The sequence below is a fragment of the Williamsia sp. z71 genome (genome assembly GCF_059553375.1).
Window position 1 is genome coordinate 19529 of record NZ_JCANWX010000009.1, and the last position, 14039, is coordinate 33567.

Here is a 14039-nt window from a genome sequence, read left to right on the forward strand (position 1 = left end):
GACATTCACGAGCCGAGGTTCCTCGACACGCGACCACCAACACTTCGAAGGACAGAAATCATGAACGGAAAGTCGATGCTCATCGGATTCGCCCCGTGGATCCTTTTTTCGGTCGCCGCGGAGAGGTTCGGTGCCGACCACGTTGCTCTGGCAGCTGGTTTGGCGGCGGCGGTTGCCCTGGCACTGACCATCGTCGAGGCCATCCGAAGCAGCTGGAAAATTCTCGACATCGCCGGAGTTCTGACGTTCGGTGTCATCGCCGCCGTCGGCACCGTGGGCAGCGACCGGGTCGATCAGTTCCTGGTCAACTTCGGGCGCGGCGGGTCGACCTATGTGCTGGCCATCGTCATGGCCATCTCTGCCTTCACAATTCCGTTCACCGAGCAATACGCTCGCGATACCGTTGATGCGGCCGTGTGGAACTCACCCATCTTCCGGGCCAAGAACCGAACCATCAGCCTGCTCTGGGCCGCAGTCGTATTCGTGACCGCGGTTGCTCACACTGTCGCCGGAATGTCGGCGGAAACCACGACGATCGCGGGGGACCACCCCGGGGGGCTTCTGCTGAACTGGATCATCCCCGCGGCGTTGATCCTCTTTGCCGCCAAGCGCACCCGCGTCATCGCCGGCGCTTCGTCGCCGACCTCGACCCGGGTTGCGGTATGAATCCTCCGATGGCGCGGCGCATCAGCCGACCGGACGACCTGAATCGTGACGATGCCCGTCGATACGCCAGTCGGCGAGTGGCCGCTTGTGGCGGCGGGCAAAGGCCCCGACCGAGACAGCTGTCAGCTGCGGTGGCCCCGGTCAGGAATGTCGGGCAGCAGGGCGCGGGTGAGGGTCACCCGGATCCAGTCCTCGAGCTCGTCGTAGGTGAATCCGCCGGTGTCCACCAGCTGCTGATGGGTCTGCGGACTGGCGATCACCCAGGCCGTGTCCCCGGCGGCCTCCGGTGTCAATCCGGGTCGTAGCGCAGCCGGGTCCAGATTGGTCAGGAGATTGCGGATGCTCATCCGCCGGATCTCCATCAGCGACTGCCAGTCGTCGGCGGCCTCGGGGTCGACCGCGGCGGCCTGCGCATAGGTCCGGAAGCCGACGGCGGCGCGTTCGGCGAGCAGCCGGAACTGGTGGGTCAGGTGCGCGATCAGGTCCCGGGGCCCGGCGGCGACCGGATCGAAGTTGCCCAGAATGGCCGGCGGCATGTCGTCGGGGTTGACCGAGCCGGGATGGTGCCCGATCACCTGCGACTCCAGCATTCCGCGCAACAGGCCGCGTTTGCTGCCCCATGACGAGTACAGGCTCTGTACCGATACGTCTGCGCGATCGGCGATCTTTGCCACGGTCGCAGCGGCATAACCACTTTCGGTGAACACCTCGATGGCCGCGTCCAGCACCCGGCGCCGGGTCTGCGCCCGGGTGGCCGCACCGGCCTCCCGCTGCCGACTGGTTCTCCGGCTTCTCGGTTCTGGTTCACTCTTGCCCACCCGACCAGTATATGCCATCCTTTGGAGTGACATTCCAAATCATTGGAACGTTATTCAGAATCAGGTTTCACCCGGATACCTCCGAAAGCCGGACGCCATGACAACCACACCTCTCACCACACCGAAGCCGCTCAATACGCGCGCCATCATGGTCGTGGTGTGCATCGCCCTGGCGGCCGTTGTCGCCGCCATGTCGTCGCTCAACGTCGCCCTGCCGGACATCGCCCGCGCCACGCACGCCGATCAGACGCAGCTGTCCTGGATCATCGACGCCTACTCGTTGATCTTCGCCTCGTTCCTGCTGCTCGCCGGAGCCATCGGGGACCGCTACGGCAGACGCAAAACCCTGATCGCCGGACTGGCGATCTTCGGCGTGGGCTCGGTGGTCGCGATGGCGGCAACCTCGGCAGAAGAACTGATCGTGCTGCGCGCGATTCTGGGCCTCGGGGCGGCGCTGGTCATGCCGGCGACGTTGTCGACCATCACCGGGACCTTCCCGGCCGAGAAGCGGACGCAGGCCGTCGGTATCTGGGCCGGTGTGGCCGGAGGCAGCGCCATCCTGGGCTTGTTGTGCTCGGGCATCTTGCTCGAGTTCTGGTCGTGGCGTTCGGTTTTCGGTCTCAACGTGGCACTGGCGGCGGTCGCGCTGATCGCGGCGTGGCGGGTGGTACCCGAGTCGGCCGACGCTGAGGCCCCCCGGCTCGACATCGGTGGTGCGGTGCTGTCGATCGCCGGACTCGTCGTGCTGGTGTACTCGATCATCGAAGCACCCGAGGCGGGCTGGCTCTCGGCGCGCACACTGACCGGAATCGTCGGTGGACTGGTGATCCTGGCCCTGTTCATCGGATTCGAACTGCGTCGGAAGGTTCCGATGCTCGATCCGCGGATCTTCCGCCATCGCGGACTGAGCGCCGGCAGCCTGTCGATCTTCATGCAGTTCTTCGCATTCTTCGGGTTCATCTTCGTGGTGCTGCAATACCTGCAGATCGTGCGGGGCGGGTCGGCGCTGATGTCCGCGATCCAGATGCTCCCGATGGCCGCGGTGATGATGCCGTCGGCACGACTGTCACCGAAGCTGGTCGACAAGTTCGGCACGCGCCCGGTGTGCGTCACCGGATTGGTCCTGGTGTCCGCCGGACTGGCAGTCCTCTCGCAACTCGGCGTCGGAACCTCGTACTGGGTGATGCTCGCCGGGCTCATCCCCCTCGGGATCGGGATGGGGACCGCCATGACGCCCGCGACGAGTGCGATCACCGGCGCGCTTCCGGCGGCGCAGCAGGGTGTGGCGTCGGCGATGAACGATCTGTCCCGAGAGGTAGGTGGAGCCCTCGGCATCGCCGTACTCGGCAGCCTGATGACGCAGGGCTACCGCAACCATCTCGAGCTGCCCGGAGCGCCGGCCGGTCTGGTGGAGAAGGCGAAGGAGTCGTTCGCCGGAGCGGTCCACGCCGGTGGTCAGGTTGCCGCACAAGCGGATTCGGCATTTGTCAGTGGTCTGCAGATCGCGCTGATCGCCGGCTCTGTCGGGGTGCTGGCGGCCGCCGTCGCCGTCGGACTGCTGTTGCCCCGCGGTGAGGCGGTGATCTCCGACTGACCCGAAGTCTCCGGCAGATGCCGAAGACCACGGTCAGGGCCGTTCGGCGGTCGTCGGCCTGCCGCGGAGTTCGCGCTCGCTGGCCCGGGGCCGTCGAGACGGCAGCGACCGCTCCGCATTCTGTTCGTCGATCTTGTCGAGCTGACGGCGATAGCGGGCCATGAACTCCAGCGCGAACCTGTTGCCCTCGGCTTCGGTGGGCAACACGTCCGCGGTGTCGGTGCGCCACCGGTTCAGGCGCTCGCGGAGGTCGGCGAGCACGTCGGCGACGCGAGGATCGTCGACCAGATTGTTCAACTCCAGCGGATCGGCCAGCAGGTCGTACAACTCCCGTGGGGCCCGCGGCAGATCCTGCGAACCGTCCAGCGCCCTGGCCGACGGACTGTCGCGGATGTCCAGCGGCAGACTCAGGGCCGGTCGATCGGCGTAGTTCTCGATGTAGCTGTACCGATCGGTGCGGATCGCCCGGATCGGATCGAAGTTGTCGTGGTAGGTCTTCTCGGTGAACGCCTCGTCGCGCACGGTGGCCGAGGCGATGCCGGTGATCGTCTCGGCGTGTGAAAACCCTTCCACCGCCTCAGGGATCTCGACACCCAGCAGGTCCAGGAGGGTGGGTGTCAGGTCGACGCCGCTGAACAGGTCGTCGTAGACGAACGGTGTGATGTTGCGGCCGGTGGGCGGCCGTACGATCAGCGCCACTCCGGTGCCCTCGGAATACAGCGTCGATTTGGCGCGGGGAAAGGCCAGGCCGTGGTCGGTGACGAACACGACCCAGGTGGTGCTATCGAGGCCGAGTTCGGCGAGGGTGTCCAGTAATCGGCCCACCGCGGCATCGGCCTTGGTGATCGAACCGAGCAGTCCCGCGAGATCCTCACGAACGGGCCGGGCGTCGGGCAGAAAGGCCGGGACCGACACATTCTTCGGATCGGCGTGCACGTAGTCCTCGGGCGGATAGGGCCGATGGGTCTCGAAGAAGCCGGCCGTCAGCAGGAACGGCTGCCGGCGGCGCTGTTCGTCGACGCCCACGGTGCGCAACCACTCCTGTGACCGCGCCGCGACGTAGTCGCACTCCGAATCGGAGATGTCGAACTCGTCGAAGCCCAGGCGCTCCGGGTCGCTCGACTCGTGCTGCATCCCGAAGAGCGCGCTGTACCAGCCGTTCTCGCCGAGGATCTCCGGCAGTGTCCGGACGTCGTCGTGATATTCGAATCCGTGGTGGGCCAGACCGGTCAGACCGTTGGAATGGGGGTATCGCCCGGTGAACAGCGAACCGCGGGCAGGTGAGCACAGCGGTGCCGTGGCGTGGGCATTGCTGAATCGGATTCCCTGAGAAGCCAGCGCATCCATCGTCGGACTGTCGACGCCCCCGGCCCCGTAACAGCCGAGGTGCCGGCCGAGGTCGTGCCAATGGATCAGCAGTACGTTCTCGGCCATTCACCACTCCTGTGTCCGGGTTCGGATCCGATCGCGTCGAGGAGATCCGTTCCCCCCGGGTCGACCAATCCTGCAGGCAACACCCCGGGGGAGACCACACTTGGATTCGTCGTGATCCGAATCTGGCGCGACCCCCCTCGCTAGCGTCCGAGCGGTCCGCGGCCCAGACGCAACAGCAACATGGCCAGGGTGTGGCCTTCCTGCCCGAGCTCGCTGAACCGGTCGAGCACCTTCATCTCACGACTGTGTACGAGGCGGGTACCGCCGGAAGCCATCCGGGTCTGTCCGATGCGCTTGGACACCGCGGTCCGTCGTTTGATCGCGGCGAGGATTATCGCGTCGACACGGTCGATTTCGCGGCGCAGGTCATCGATGTCCTCGGGGAGATCTCCCACGTCAGACCCGAGATCAAGGCCGGACAGGTCGATCGGCTGGTCAGCAGTCACGGGCCCAAGTGTGCCACGCACGGTGGTGACGCTGGTAAGAGTGGTCGTTGTGCATCTGTCCACAGCGGCCGGGAAATGGGTTGGTCGAGCTTCGCCTTCGGCTTCGTCTCCGCTGCTCTCCTCATCGCCAGAACCGGGACACCCGGTGCGGGCGACATCTCGGGGTGCGACGGTGCTCTGGATCGCGTCGGCATTGATCCTCATCCAGGTGGTGGTGCGGATCGCGCTGGTCGCGGGCGGCAACTTCTACTGGGACGACCTGATCCTCATCGGCCGGGCCTCGGAGCACTCGACCTTCTCCTGGGAATACCTGATGTACGGCCACGACGGACACCTGATGCCGGGGGCATTCCTCGTCGCGGGCATCAGCACCGATCTGGCGCCGCTGAACTGGGCGGTCCCGGCGCTCACACTGGTGATCCTGCAGGTGCTGGCGTCCCTGGCCGTGCTGCGGATGCTGATCGTGATCGCGGGACGGCTGCGTCCGGCCATCCTGGTCCCGTTGGCGTTCTATCTCTTCACCCCGCTGACCGTGCCGGCATATACGTGGTGGTCGGCGGGCCTGAATGCGCTGCCGATGCAGATCGCGATGGCCGTGGTCGTGGCCGAGGTGGTGCAGCTGTGTCGCGGGCGGGTCGTGAACCGGCGGTTGGCGATCGGCCGGGCGCTGGTGGCATTTGTGATCGGTCTGGCGTTCTTCGAGAAATCGGTGCTCATCGTGCCGGTGGCCATGGCGGTGGCGGTGTTGTGGTGCCTGCTGTCCGGTCCCGCCGTCACCGCGGGCCAGGCGGTGCGCACCGCCTGGATATCGGCGCGGGAGCTCTGGATCGGGCTGGGCGCGACAGCTGCGGCCTGGCTGGGTCTTTATCTGATCGTGGTGCCGGTGGACCCCGACGGCCACTCGGTGTCGCAGGCATTGAACATCACGTGGCGCTCGATCAATGCCGGCCTCATCCCCGGGATGCTCGGTGGTCCGTGGGACTGGGAACGCTGGCTGCCGAGTCCGCCGTTCGGATCGGTCGGCCTACCACTGAACGTCGTCGCTTGGCTTCTGGTGTCGGCGGCGGTCGGCTACGTCCTGTACACCCGCCGCCGGGTCGGCTGGATCCTGGCCGCCGTGGCCGGTTACGTGGTCGTGTTGCAGATACCGATCATCTGGAACCGGACCGGCGACCACACCACCGTCGAGTTGGCCCAGACTCTCCGGTATCTGCCCGACAGCGCCTTGGTCATCACCATGGCGATGGCGTTGACACTGGTGGCGCCGGTACGCAACCGGGATGTCGCGGCCGGTCATCGGCGGTGGTTGCGCCCGGTCGCGGTGGCCGCGACCGGGGCGTTCATCGTCAGTTCGCTGTTCGCCACCCACCAGTTCTCGAAGGAATGGCAGACCGACCCGACCGGCGACTACCTCGCCAACGCGCGCACGTCGCTGGCGCAGGCCCGCGACACCCCGATGTTCGACCACCAGGTCCCGATCCTGGTCCTGCTACCGCTGGTCAAGCCGTACAACACCGTCAGCAAGGTCTTCGGCGGGCTGTCGGACCGGCCCGAATTCGATGCTCCGACGGACACGTTGCAGGTCCTCGACGACGCCGGACGCCTGACCCCGGCGGACATCACGCCGATCCGTACCAGCGCTGCCGGGGAAGGGGACTGCGCCGACCCGGAGGTGACCGGTCCCACCGGTCTGCAGCTCGACGGACCGCTGCTGGTCTGGTCGTGGAAGGTGGCGCTGCCGTACTGCGCGACCTCGGACGGGCAGATCGAGGTCGGTCTGGCCGACGGCGATCCGGTGACCGCGCCGGTCAAGGCCGGACTGAACACGGTGTATCTCCAGCTGGACGGGGGTGGGGACCAGATCCGGGTGCGACCGCTGACGCCGGGACTGGGCCTTCACATCGGCCAGGGCCGGGTCGGCGAACTGGTCCGGGTCCCCTGAACCGCCGGCGAGATCAGACCGCCGGCACGGTGACGACCTCGATGTCGCTGATCCCGGCTTCGTCGAGTGTTCGCATCGTGGCGTCGGCGGCGTCGGATTCGGCGAACACCCACCGGACCGGGGTCCTCTCCGCGGCGGCGGTCTGGGCCTTTGCAGCGACGATCATCGCCTCGGTACCTGCCCAGCTGCTGCTCAATGCGCCGTCGCTGCCGATGTTGCCGGAGTAGCCCGGACCGAACGTCGTGAGCAGCGTGCCATCCGGTGCCCGGCCGTCGAAGGCCTGCCCGCCGACGACGTAGGTGAACGTGGAGTTGATGCCGGTGATCTGCTGGTTGTAGTCGCGGCTCTGCGGCGTGCCCTTGAATCCGTCCCGGCTCCAGACGCCGGACGGCTCGGCGGTGGAGACCCGTTTGTTGGCGGTGAGCGCGCGGGTCAGGACGGAGGCGTCCTGATCGAGGTAGGTGGTGAAAGACATAGGCCACGTCACCCTTGAGCGTGCCGTCCTCGCCGGCTCCGACCTGGAACGGGCACCGCGTCTCACCCCGACCGTTGAGCGGGATGACAACCGTACGGGTGCACGTACCGCCCACCGGCCGGTCGTTGAGTCTGAGAGTCATGTCGCCGACGATGGTGATGGACCCCGGAGCAGTGGTGCCGGGCGTCGTTGCGACATAGGTGACGATGTACTCGCAGACCGGCGGGGTGCACGGCGCCGGGAACACCGCGAGGCGGAAGCCGCTGGCGTCGAGGTTCGGGTTCAGATAGGGCGCCGGGATGTGGGTGAGTGTCGCGGCCTGCTCCTCGATTGCCTCGTAGATCCCGCCGACCTCGTCGGTGCCGAGGGGTTCGACCGACAGGTCGACCTCGACGACCTCGACGACCGAGCCGCCCGGCTGATCCAGCGGACCGGCAACGGTCGACAGGTCGATGGTGTCGGTGACGGTCGTGGTGCGCAGGGCGCCGCCTGCGGTGATCGTGCCGTCCTCGTCGAGGACGACGTCGGGGAGTGTCCCGGGTGTGAAGCGCCCATCGGGTGTCCCGACCACACCGGTGGCCCGTCCCTTGGCGGTCATGTCCAGCGATGCATCGTCGGCGGTCAGGGCCAGGCCGAGTGCGGGCGGTGCCAGGAGTGAGCCGAGGTCGGGGAATGTCGCCGGGTCGAGGGCCGCCCAATCGGCGGCGACCGCCGCATAGTTCATCTTCGGCTTCTCCAGATGGCTCTTCCAGAAGTCCGCCGAACCCTGTGCGTACGTCTGACCGTTCACGCCGATGATGTCGGCCGTTTCGCCCCCGACCTTGATCGTGCCGCGGACGTCACCACCCGCGGTCACCTCGACATCGACGAGGTTGATCTTGTCGGTGCCGGAGGTGACCGTGCCCGAGTACGTGGCGCCGGGCCGGTTCGCGAACTCCACCGCGATCGCCTCGAGCTGCTTCTCGGCCAGAATCGACGGGGGCGCCACACCGGTCCCGCCGGTGGCGCGCGGGATGAACATCGCCACGACGACCGCGATCAGTGCCACCACGGCGATGCCCAGCGCGACCTTGGGAATTGCAGTGCTCTTCAACGTGGTGCCCCCCACCCGATCGTTTGTCCGGCTGCAGTCCCGGCAGCCGTGGTGCGGGTCCCACACCGCCGCATCGCCCACCGAATGGCCCACGTGGCACATGCGTACCAATCGTGGCCCGAGCTCGAGTGGCGATGATGTTACCGAACCCACGGCGGACCCGGCGGAGTCGTGAGCTGTCGGTGCGAGCGGGTACTTTTGGGACACGATGAAAAGCGCTGCTCCCCACCCGTCGCTGCCGGGCATGGCCACTGGAAACCTGCACGAGGACGCCCGCGCCGAATCGCGGCGTGCCCAAGAATTGCTCGACGGGCTCAACACCCAGCAGCGGGCCGCGGTCCTGCATGCCGGTTCGCCACTGCTGATCGTGGCCGGGGCCGGGTCGGGCAAGACCGCCGTGCTCACCCGGCGAATCGCCTATCTGCTCGCCGAACGTGACGTCAGTCCAGGTCAGATCCTGGCGATCACCTTCACCAACAAGGCAGCGGCCGAGATGCGGGAGCGGGTTGTCGACCTGGTCGGTCCGCGTGGGCAACGCATGTGGGTCAGTACGTTCCACTCGACGTGTGTCCGCATCCTGCGGGCCCAGGCGTCTCTGCTGAGCGGGATGAACTCGAACTTCTCCATCTACGACGCGGACGACTCGCGGCGGCTGCTGGGCATGATCGTGCGGGATCTGGACCTGGACCCCAAGAAGTTCAGCCCGCGTGGGGTCGGCATCTCGATCTCCAACTTCAAGAACGAACTCGTCGACCCCGATGAGGCGATGGCCGCAGCGGAACAGGGCAGCGAACCCGCCGCGAAGACGATCGCCCAGATCTATCGGCAGTATCAGCAGCGACTGCGCTCGGCGAACGCGTTCGACTTCGACGACCTGATCGGTGAGACCGTCGGTTTGCTGCAGGCATTCCCTGAGGTCGCCGAGTATTACCGGCGCCGGTTCCGGCACGTCCTGGTCGACGAATACCAGGACACCAACCACGCGCAGTACATTCTCGTCCGCGAACTGGTCGGTACCGGGGCCATCGGCAACGTGACGCCGGCAGAGTTGTGCGTGGTCGGTGATGCCGACCAGTCGATCTACGCCTTCCGGGGTGCGACGATCCGCAACATCGAGGAGTTCGAACGCGACTTCCCGAACACCGAAACGATTCTCCTGGAACAGAATTACCGTTCCACCCAGACGATCCTGTCAGCGGCCAACGCCGTCATCTCCCGCAACGTCGGTCGCCGCGAGAAGAAGCTGTGGACAGACTCCGGCGACGGTGAACTCATCGTCGGCTACGTCGCCGACAATGAGCACGACGAGGCCCAGTTCATCGCCCGCGAGATCGACGCGCTCACCGATTCCGGGGAGTTCAACTACTCCCAGATCGCCGCCTTCTACCGCACCAACACCGCCTCACGTGCGTTGGAAGAGGTGTTCATCCGGCTGGGCATCCCGTACAAGGTGGTCGGTGGGGTTCGCTTCTACGAGCGCAAAGAGGTCCGCGACATCGTCGCGTACCTGCGGACGGTGGCCAACCCGGACGACACGGTGAGTTTGCGCCGCATCTTGAACACCCCGCGACGGGGGATCGGTGATCGTGCCGAGGCCTGTGTCGCGGTGCACTCGGAGAACACCGGGGTCAGCTTCTACCAGGCGTTGATCGACGGTTCCGAGGGCAAGGTCCCGTTGCTCGGAACCCGCGCGGTCAAACAGATCTCGTCGTTCGTCGAACTCATCGAGGGTCTGCGCAAAGATTTCCTGTCGAACTTCGGCGAGGCCGGATCCGACGCCGCGGACATCGCCGAGATGGATGCCGGCAGCGAGGCCGGTGACATCGGCGAGCTGGTGGATGCGATCGTCGAGCGGACGGGCTACCGCTATGAACTCGAAGGTTCGTCGGATCCGCAAGACGGTGCCCGCCTCGACAACATCAACGAATTGATCTCGGTGGCAAGGGAGTTCAGCGCCGAAGCTGCAGAGGTCGCCGCGGCCCGGGTGCCCGAAACCCAGATCGGTGAGGCCGCTGACGGCGTCCTGCCTGCCGAGCCGACCGATCCTGATCTCGAACCGGATCCGGGCGAGCCCGAACCGGGTTCTCTGGCAGCATTTTTGGAGCGGGTCGCGTTGGTGGCAGATGCCGACCAGGTACCCGACGACGAAGACGGTGTGGTCACGTTGATGACCCTGCACACCGCCAAGGGGCTCGAGTTTCCGGTGGTCTTCGTGACCGGCTGGGAGGACGGGCAGTTCCCGCATATGCGGGCCCTGGGTGATCCGGCCGAGCTGTCGGAGGAACGCCGACTGGCCTACGTGGGCATCACCCGTGCCCGCAAGCGCCTCTACCTGAGCCGGGCGATGGTTCGCTCGGCCTGGGGCACGCCCATGCAGAATCCGGAATCTCGCTTCCTGCAAGAGATTCCGCAGCATCTCATCGACTGGCGGCGAACCGAACCGAAGCGCGGCATGGGGCGTGGGCTCAGTGATGGCACCCGTGACTACGGCGACAACGGCCGCGGTTTCGGCGACGGGCGTTTCGGTGGATCGGGCGAGTCCGGTTCGCGGCGCCGCGAATCGTTCGGCTCACCCACCCGCGGTCGCAACAAGCAGGTCCACGTCGAGGTGGGGGACCGGGTCACCCATGCCAAGTACGGCATGGGCAAGGTGGTCGCCAAGGAAGGCTCCGGTCCCACCGAAAGGGTCAAGTTCGACTTCGGCAGCGCCGGCCAGATCACACTGATGTCGCTCGGCGGATTGCCCGTGGAAAAGCTCTGAGCCGACCGGCTCCGCACCACCCGACAGGTAAAGCCTGCATCGAATCGATGCAGGCTTTCCTGTTGTCTACCGGTGTTGCAGTGCTTGCGCAGGCCTGAAAAGCCTGCGCGGGCAAAGGGTTCGGGTCAGCTGGCGTAGCCGGAGAGCTGCACGCCGTGCGCTGCGAGCCACGGCGTCGGGTCGATCTTGGTGTTGCCGTTCTTCCAGACCTCGAAGTGGAGGTGGGGTCCGGTGGAGAAGCCCTCGTTGCCGACCTCGGCGATGATGTCGCCTGCCATCACGGTCTGGCCTTTTTGCACGTGCACGCCGCTGGCGGACATGTGGCCGTACATCGTGACGGTGCCGTCGGGCGCCTGGATCTGGACCCAGTTGCCGTATCCGGCTGCCGGGCCGGCCGCGATCACAACGCCGTCGGTGACAGCGTGGATGGCCGTGCCCAGGGGCGCGGCCATGTCGATGCCGCCGTGGAATGTTCCCCACCGACTGGCGTACGCGGAGGTGAAGTCGTAGGCGCCGAGATCGATCGGGGAGACGATTGTCGGACGACGCGCTGCGATCTCCGCGGCGATCCTCTCGTCGGCAATCGCCTGGCCGGTGGCCAGCTGGGCCGTAAAGGTGTCCATGTTGACCGGTACCGGTGCGGTGGCCACCGCGGCCGCTGGGGCGCTGCCGGTGCTGACCAAAGCCGCCGGAGTCGGTGTGGCGGCCTTCGCGGTCGTGGTGGGTGCGGCCTCGTCGGATTGCTGGGCGAACGATCCGGTTGCTGCTGCCATTGCGGCACCGGCGGCGACTGCCAGGAGCGCGGCGCGCCCCTTCAGTGCCTGCGGCGGTGCGGCGACGCGATGTTTACCACCGGAGCGAACCGGGGAACGCTGCTTCTGTGGAGACCACTCGGGAGCATCGCCCAACGGGGCGAAGTCGTCGAATTCGGCGCCACGAACCTCGAAGGGATGTTCGTGGACGATCTCGTCGAACTCGATGTCGGCGACAACGATGTCTTGCGTCACCTCGGCCTGGCGGGGCTGGTCGTAGGCGTCGCGGTCGAAACGGCGGGTTCCGGTGGACTGACGGCTCGCGCGGGGTGCTGCGGTCGAATCGTTACGCCACTGGCTCAGGGGTCCGTCTGCGTACTGCACGAGACCGAAGTCGTCGACCGGGATGATGTTGGTGATCTCGTCGTCGCGTAAAGCATCAGGGCGTTGCTCGTCTAGAGTTCCGGCCGAGGCGCGCCTACCTGCGCCGTTTCCGGTGTTCATTTCACGAGCGTCCAACTGATTGAGCCTTCCTAGCTTGTACAGAACCAGTCCGAGGTAGTTCCACCGCACTGCACGGAAAGTTTACTGAGACAAATCCGTGACCTTCTGACCTAGCGACGGTAACGAAACGATTGCGATCGCCGCAACCGCTCGCCGATTTGGGGGCCCGATTGTGACCTGGATCACGTAATTGCGTACGCTTTGTCGATATGCCTCCCTGCTGGTCGCGGACGAATCCCTCAACTATTTGCAGAGTGAACAATCAGTACGTGATCTGAGGCACAAGCGGCGGTAGCAGTGGCCGGCGGCGTTTGCCGCGGAGTTACAGTCATCGATGGTCCGCGGGCACCAACTGCGGACAAACCTACGAGATGGTGAGCTGAATGGATCTCTTCGAATACCAGGCGAAGGAACTCTTCGCCAAGCACGAGGTGCCGACCTCGGCAGGACGTGTTACCGACACGGTTGCCGGCGCACGTGAAATTGCCGAAGAAATCGGCAAGCCCGTGATGGTCAAGGCACAGGTGAAGGTCGGCGGCCGCGGAAAAGCGGGCGGCGTGAAGTACTCCGCCGACGTCGACGCCGCCGTTGCGAATGCAGAGGCCATCCTTGGCCTCGACATCAAGGGCCATGTTGTCAAGAAACTGCTGGTCGCAGAGGCGAGTGACATCGCCGAGGAGTACTACATCTCCTTCCTGCTGGACCGCACCAATCGCACCTACCTGGCCATGTGCTCGGTCGAGGGTGGCGTCGAGATCGAGGTCACCGCCGAAGAGAACCCCGACGCACTGGCCAAGATCCCCGTCGACGCCGTCAAGGGTGTCGACCTCGCGTTTGCTCGCGAGATCGCCGAAGCCGGCAAGCTGCCCGCCGAGGTGCTCGATGCCGCGGCCGTCACGATCCAGAAGCTCTGGGAGGTCTTCATCAACGAAGACGCACTCCTGGTCGAGGTCAACCCCCTCGTGCGTACACCGACCGATGAGATCCTCGCCCTCGACGGCAAGGTCACCCTCGACGAGAACGCTGCGTTCCGTCAGCCCGGTCACGAGGCGTTCGAAGACAAAGACGCCACCGACCCGCTCGAACTCAAGGCCAAGGAAAACGACCTCAACTACGTCAAGCTCGACGGTGAGGTCGGAATCATCGGTAACGGTGCCGGTCTGGTCATGTCGACCCTCGACGTGGTCGCCTACGCGGGCGAGAAGCACAACAACGTCAAGCCGGCCAACTTCCTGGACATCGGCGGCGGCGCCTCGGCTGAGGTCATGGCTGCCGGCCTGGACGTCATCCTGAACGACCCGCAGGTCAAGAGTGTGTTCGTCAACGTCTTCGGCGGCATCACCGCGTGTGACGCAGTTGCCAACGGCATCGTCGGCGCACTGAAGACCCTGGGCGACGAGGCCAACAAGCCGCTCGTCGTTCGCCTGGACGGAAACAACGTCGAAGAGGGTCGTCGCATCCTCGCCGAGGCCAACCACCCGCTGGTGACGGTCGTCGCAACCATGGATGAGGCTGCCGACAAGGCCGCCGAACTGGCGAGCAAGTAGGAGCAGT

10 protein-coding genes are annotated in these 14039 nt (G+C 65.9%); 5 read left to right on the plus strand and 5 right to left on the minus strand.

All coding sequences use genetic code 11. The annotated features are described in order from the left end of the window. Nucleotides 1-60 precede the first annotated feature (60 nt). Nucleotides 61-666, plus strand: a complete 606-nt coding sequence (locus AC51GR_RS20790; protein WP_496326557.1) for a hypothetical protein — start codon at nt 61-63, stop codon at nt 664-666. A 122-nt stretch (nt 667-788) separates the two neighbouring features. On the opposite strand, the gene AC51GR_RS20795 is transcribed toward AC51GR_RS20790, so the two are convergent. Further along, on the minus strand, nt 789-1484 hold the full coding sequence (locus tag AC51GR_RS20795; protein ID WP_496326558.1) for a TetR/AcrR family transcriptional regulator: 696 nt from the start codon (nt 1482-1484) through the stop codon (nt 789-791). Nucleotides 1485-1581: 97 nt separating this feature from the next. Between AC51GR_RS20795 and AC51GR_RS20800 the strand changes: the two genes are divergently transcribed. Continuing rightward, nucleotides 1582-3078, plus strand: coding sequence for an MFS transporter (locus AC51GR_RS20800; protein WP_496326559.1), 1497 nt, complete (start codon nt 1582-1584; stop codon nt 3076-3078). 33 nt (nt 3079-3111) lie between these two features. Here the strand turns inward: AC51GR_RS20800 and AC51GR_RS20805 are convergent, their stop codons facing one another. Together AC51GR_RS20805 and AC51GR_RS20810 are read right to left on the minus strand one after the other, a co-directional pair. After that, complete coding sequence (locus AC51GR_RS20805; RefSeq protein WP_496326560.1) at nt 3112-4512, minus strand: sulfatase family protein; 1401 nt, start codon at nt 4510-4512, stop codon at nt 3112-3114. 140 nt (nt 4513-4652) lie between these two features. Next, nucleotides 4653-4958 carry a chorismate mutase gene (locus tag AC51GR_RS20810; protein WP_496326561.1) on the minus strand — a complete coding sequence of 102 codons (306 nt, stop codon included), beginning with the start codon at nt 4956-4958 and terminating at the stop codon, nt 4653-4655. Nucleotides 4959-5103: 145 nt separating this feature from the next. On the opposite strand from AC51GR_RS20810, the gene AC51GR_RS20815 reads away from it, so the two are divergent. Next, a complete protein-coding gene (locus AC51GR_RS20815) occupies nt 5104-6900 on the plus strand; it encodes a hypothetical protein (RefSeq protein ID WP_496326562.1) in 1797 nt (598 codons plus the stop codon). On the opposite strand, the gene AC51GR_RS20820 is transcribed toward AC51GR_RS20815, so the two are convergent. Next, a complete protein-coding gene (locus AC51GR_RS20820) occupies nt 6855-8468 on the minus strand; it encodes a hypothetical protein (protein WP_496326563.1) in 1614 nt (537 codons plus the stop codon). The genes AC51GR_RS20815 and AC51GR_RS20820 overlap by 46 nt on opposite strands. Nucleotides 8469-8712: 244 nt before the next feature. Here AC51GR_RS20820 and AC51GR_RS20825 point away from each other — a divergent pair, with 244 nt between their 5' ends. After that, entirely contained in the window at nt 8713-11229 is a 2517-nt protein-coding gene (locus AC51GR_RS20825; protein ID WP_496326564.1) for a UvrD-helicase domain-containing protein, read from the plus strand. Between the two features lie 125 nt (nt 11230-11354). On the opposite strand, the gene AC51GR_RS20830 is transcribed toward AC51GR_RS20825, so the two are convergent. After that, a complete protein-coding gene (locus AC51GR_RS20830; RefSeq protein WP_496326565.1) occupies nt 11355-12485 on the minus strand; it encodes a M23 family metallopeptidase in 1131 nt (376 codons plus the stop codon). A 383-nt stretch (nt 12486-12868) separates the two neighbouring features. Between AC51GR_RS20830 and sucC the strand changes: the two genes are divergently transcribed. Beyond that, nucleotides 12869-14032, plus strand: coding sequence for an ADP-forming succinate--CoA ligase subunit beta (sucC, locus tag AC51GR_RS20835; protein ID WP_496326566.1), 1164 nt, complete (start codon nt 12869-12871; stop codon nt 14030-14032). Nucleotides 14033-14039 lie beyond the last annotated feature (7 nt).

Coding starts and splice junctions, on each gene's coding strand:
- AC51GR_RS20800 (WP_496326559.1), top strand. CDS start 1,582: ATGACAACCACACCTCTCACCACACCGAAGCCGCTCAATACGCGCGCC.
- AC51GR_RS20830 (WP_496326565.1), bottom strand. CDS start 12,485: ATGAACACCGGAAACGGCGCAGGTAGGCGCGCCTCGGCCGGAACTCTA.
- AC51GR_RS20790 (WP_496326557.1), top strand. CDS start 61: ATGAACGGAAAGTCGATGCTCATCGGATTCGCCCCGTGGATCCTTTTT.
- AC51GR_RS20825 (WP_496326564.1), top strand. CDS start 8,713: ATGGCCACTGGAAACCTGCACGAGGACGCCCGCGCCGAATCGCGGCGT.
- AC51GR_RS20805 (WP_496326560.1), bottom strand. CDS start 4,512: ATGGCCGAGAACGTACTGCTGATCCATTGGCACGACCTCGGCCGGCAC.
- sucC (WP_496326566.1), top strand. CDS start 12,869: ATGGATCTCTTCGAATACCAGGCGAAGGAACTCTTCGCCAAGCACGAG.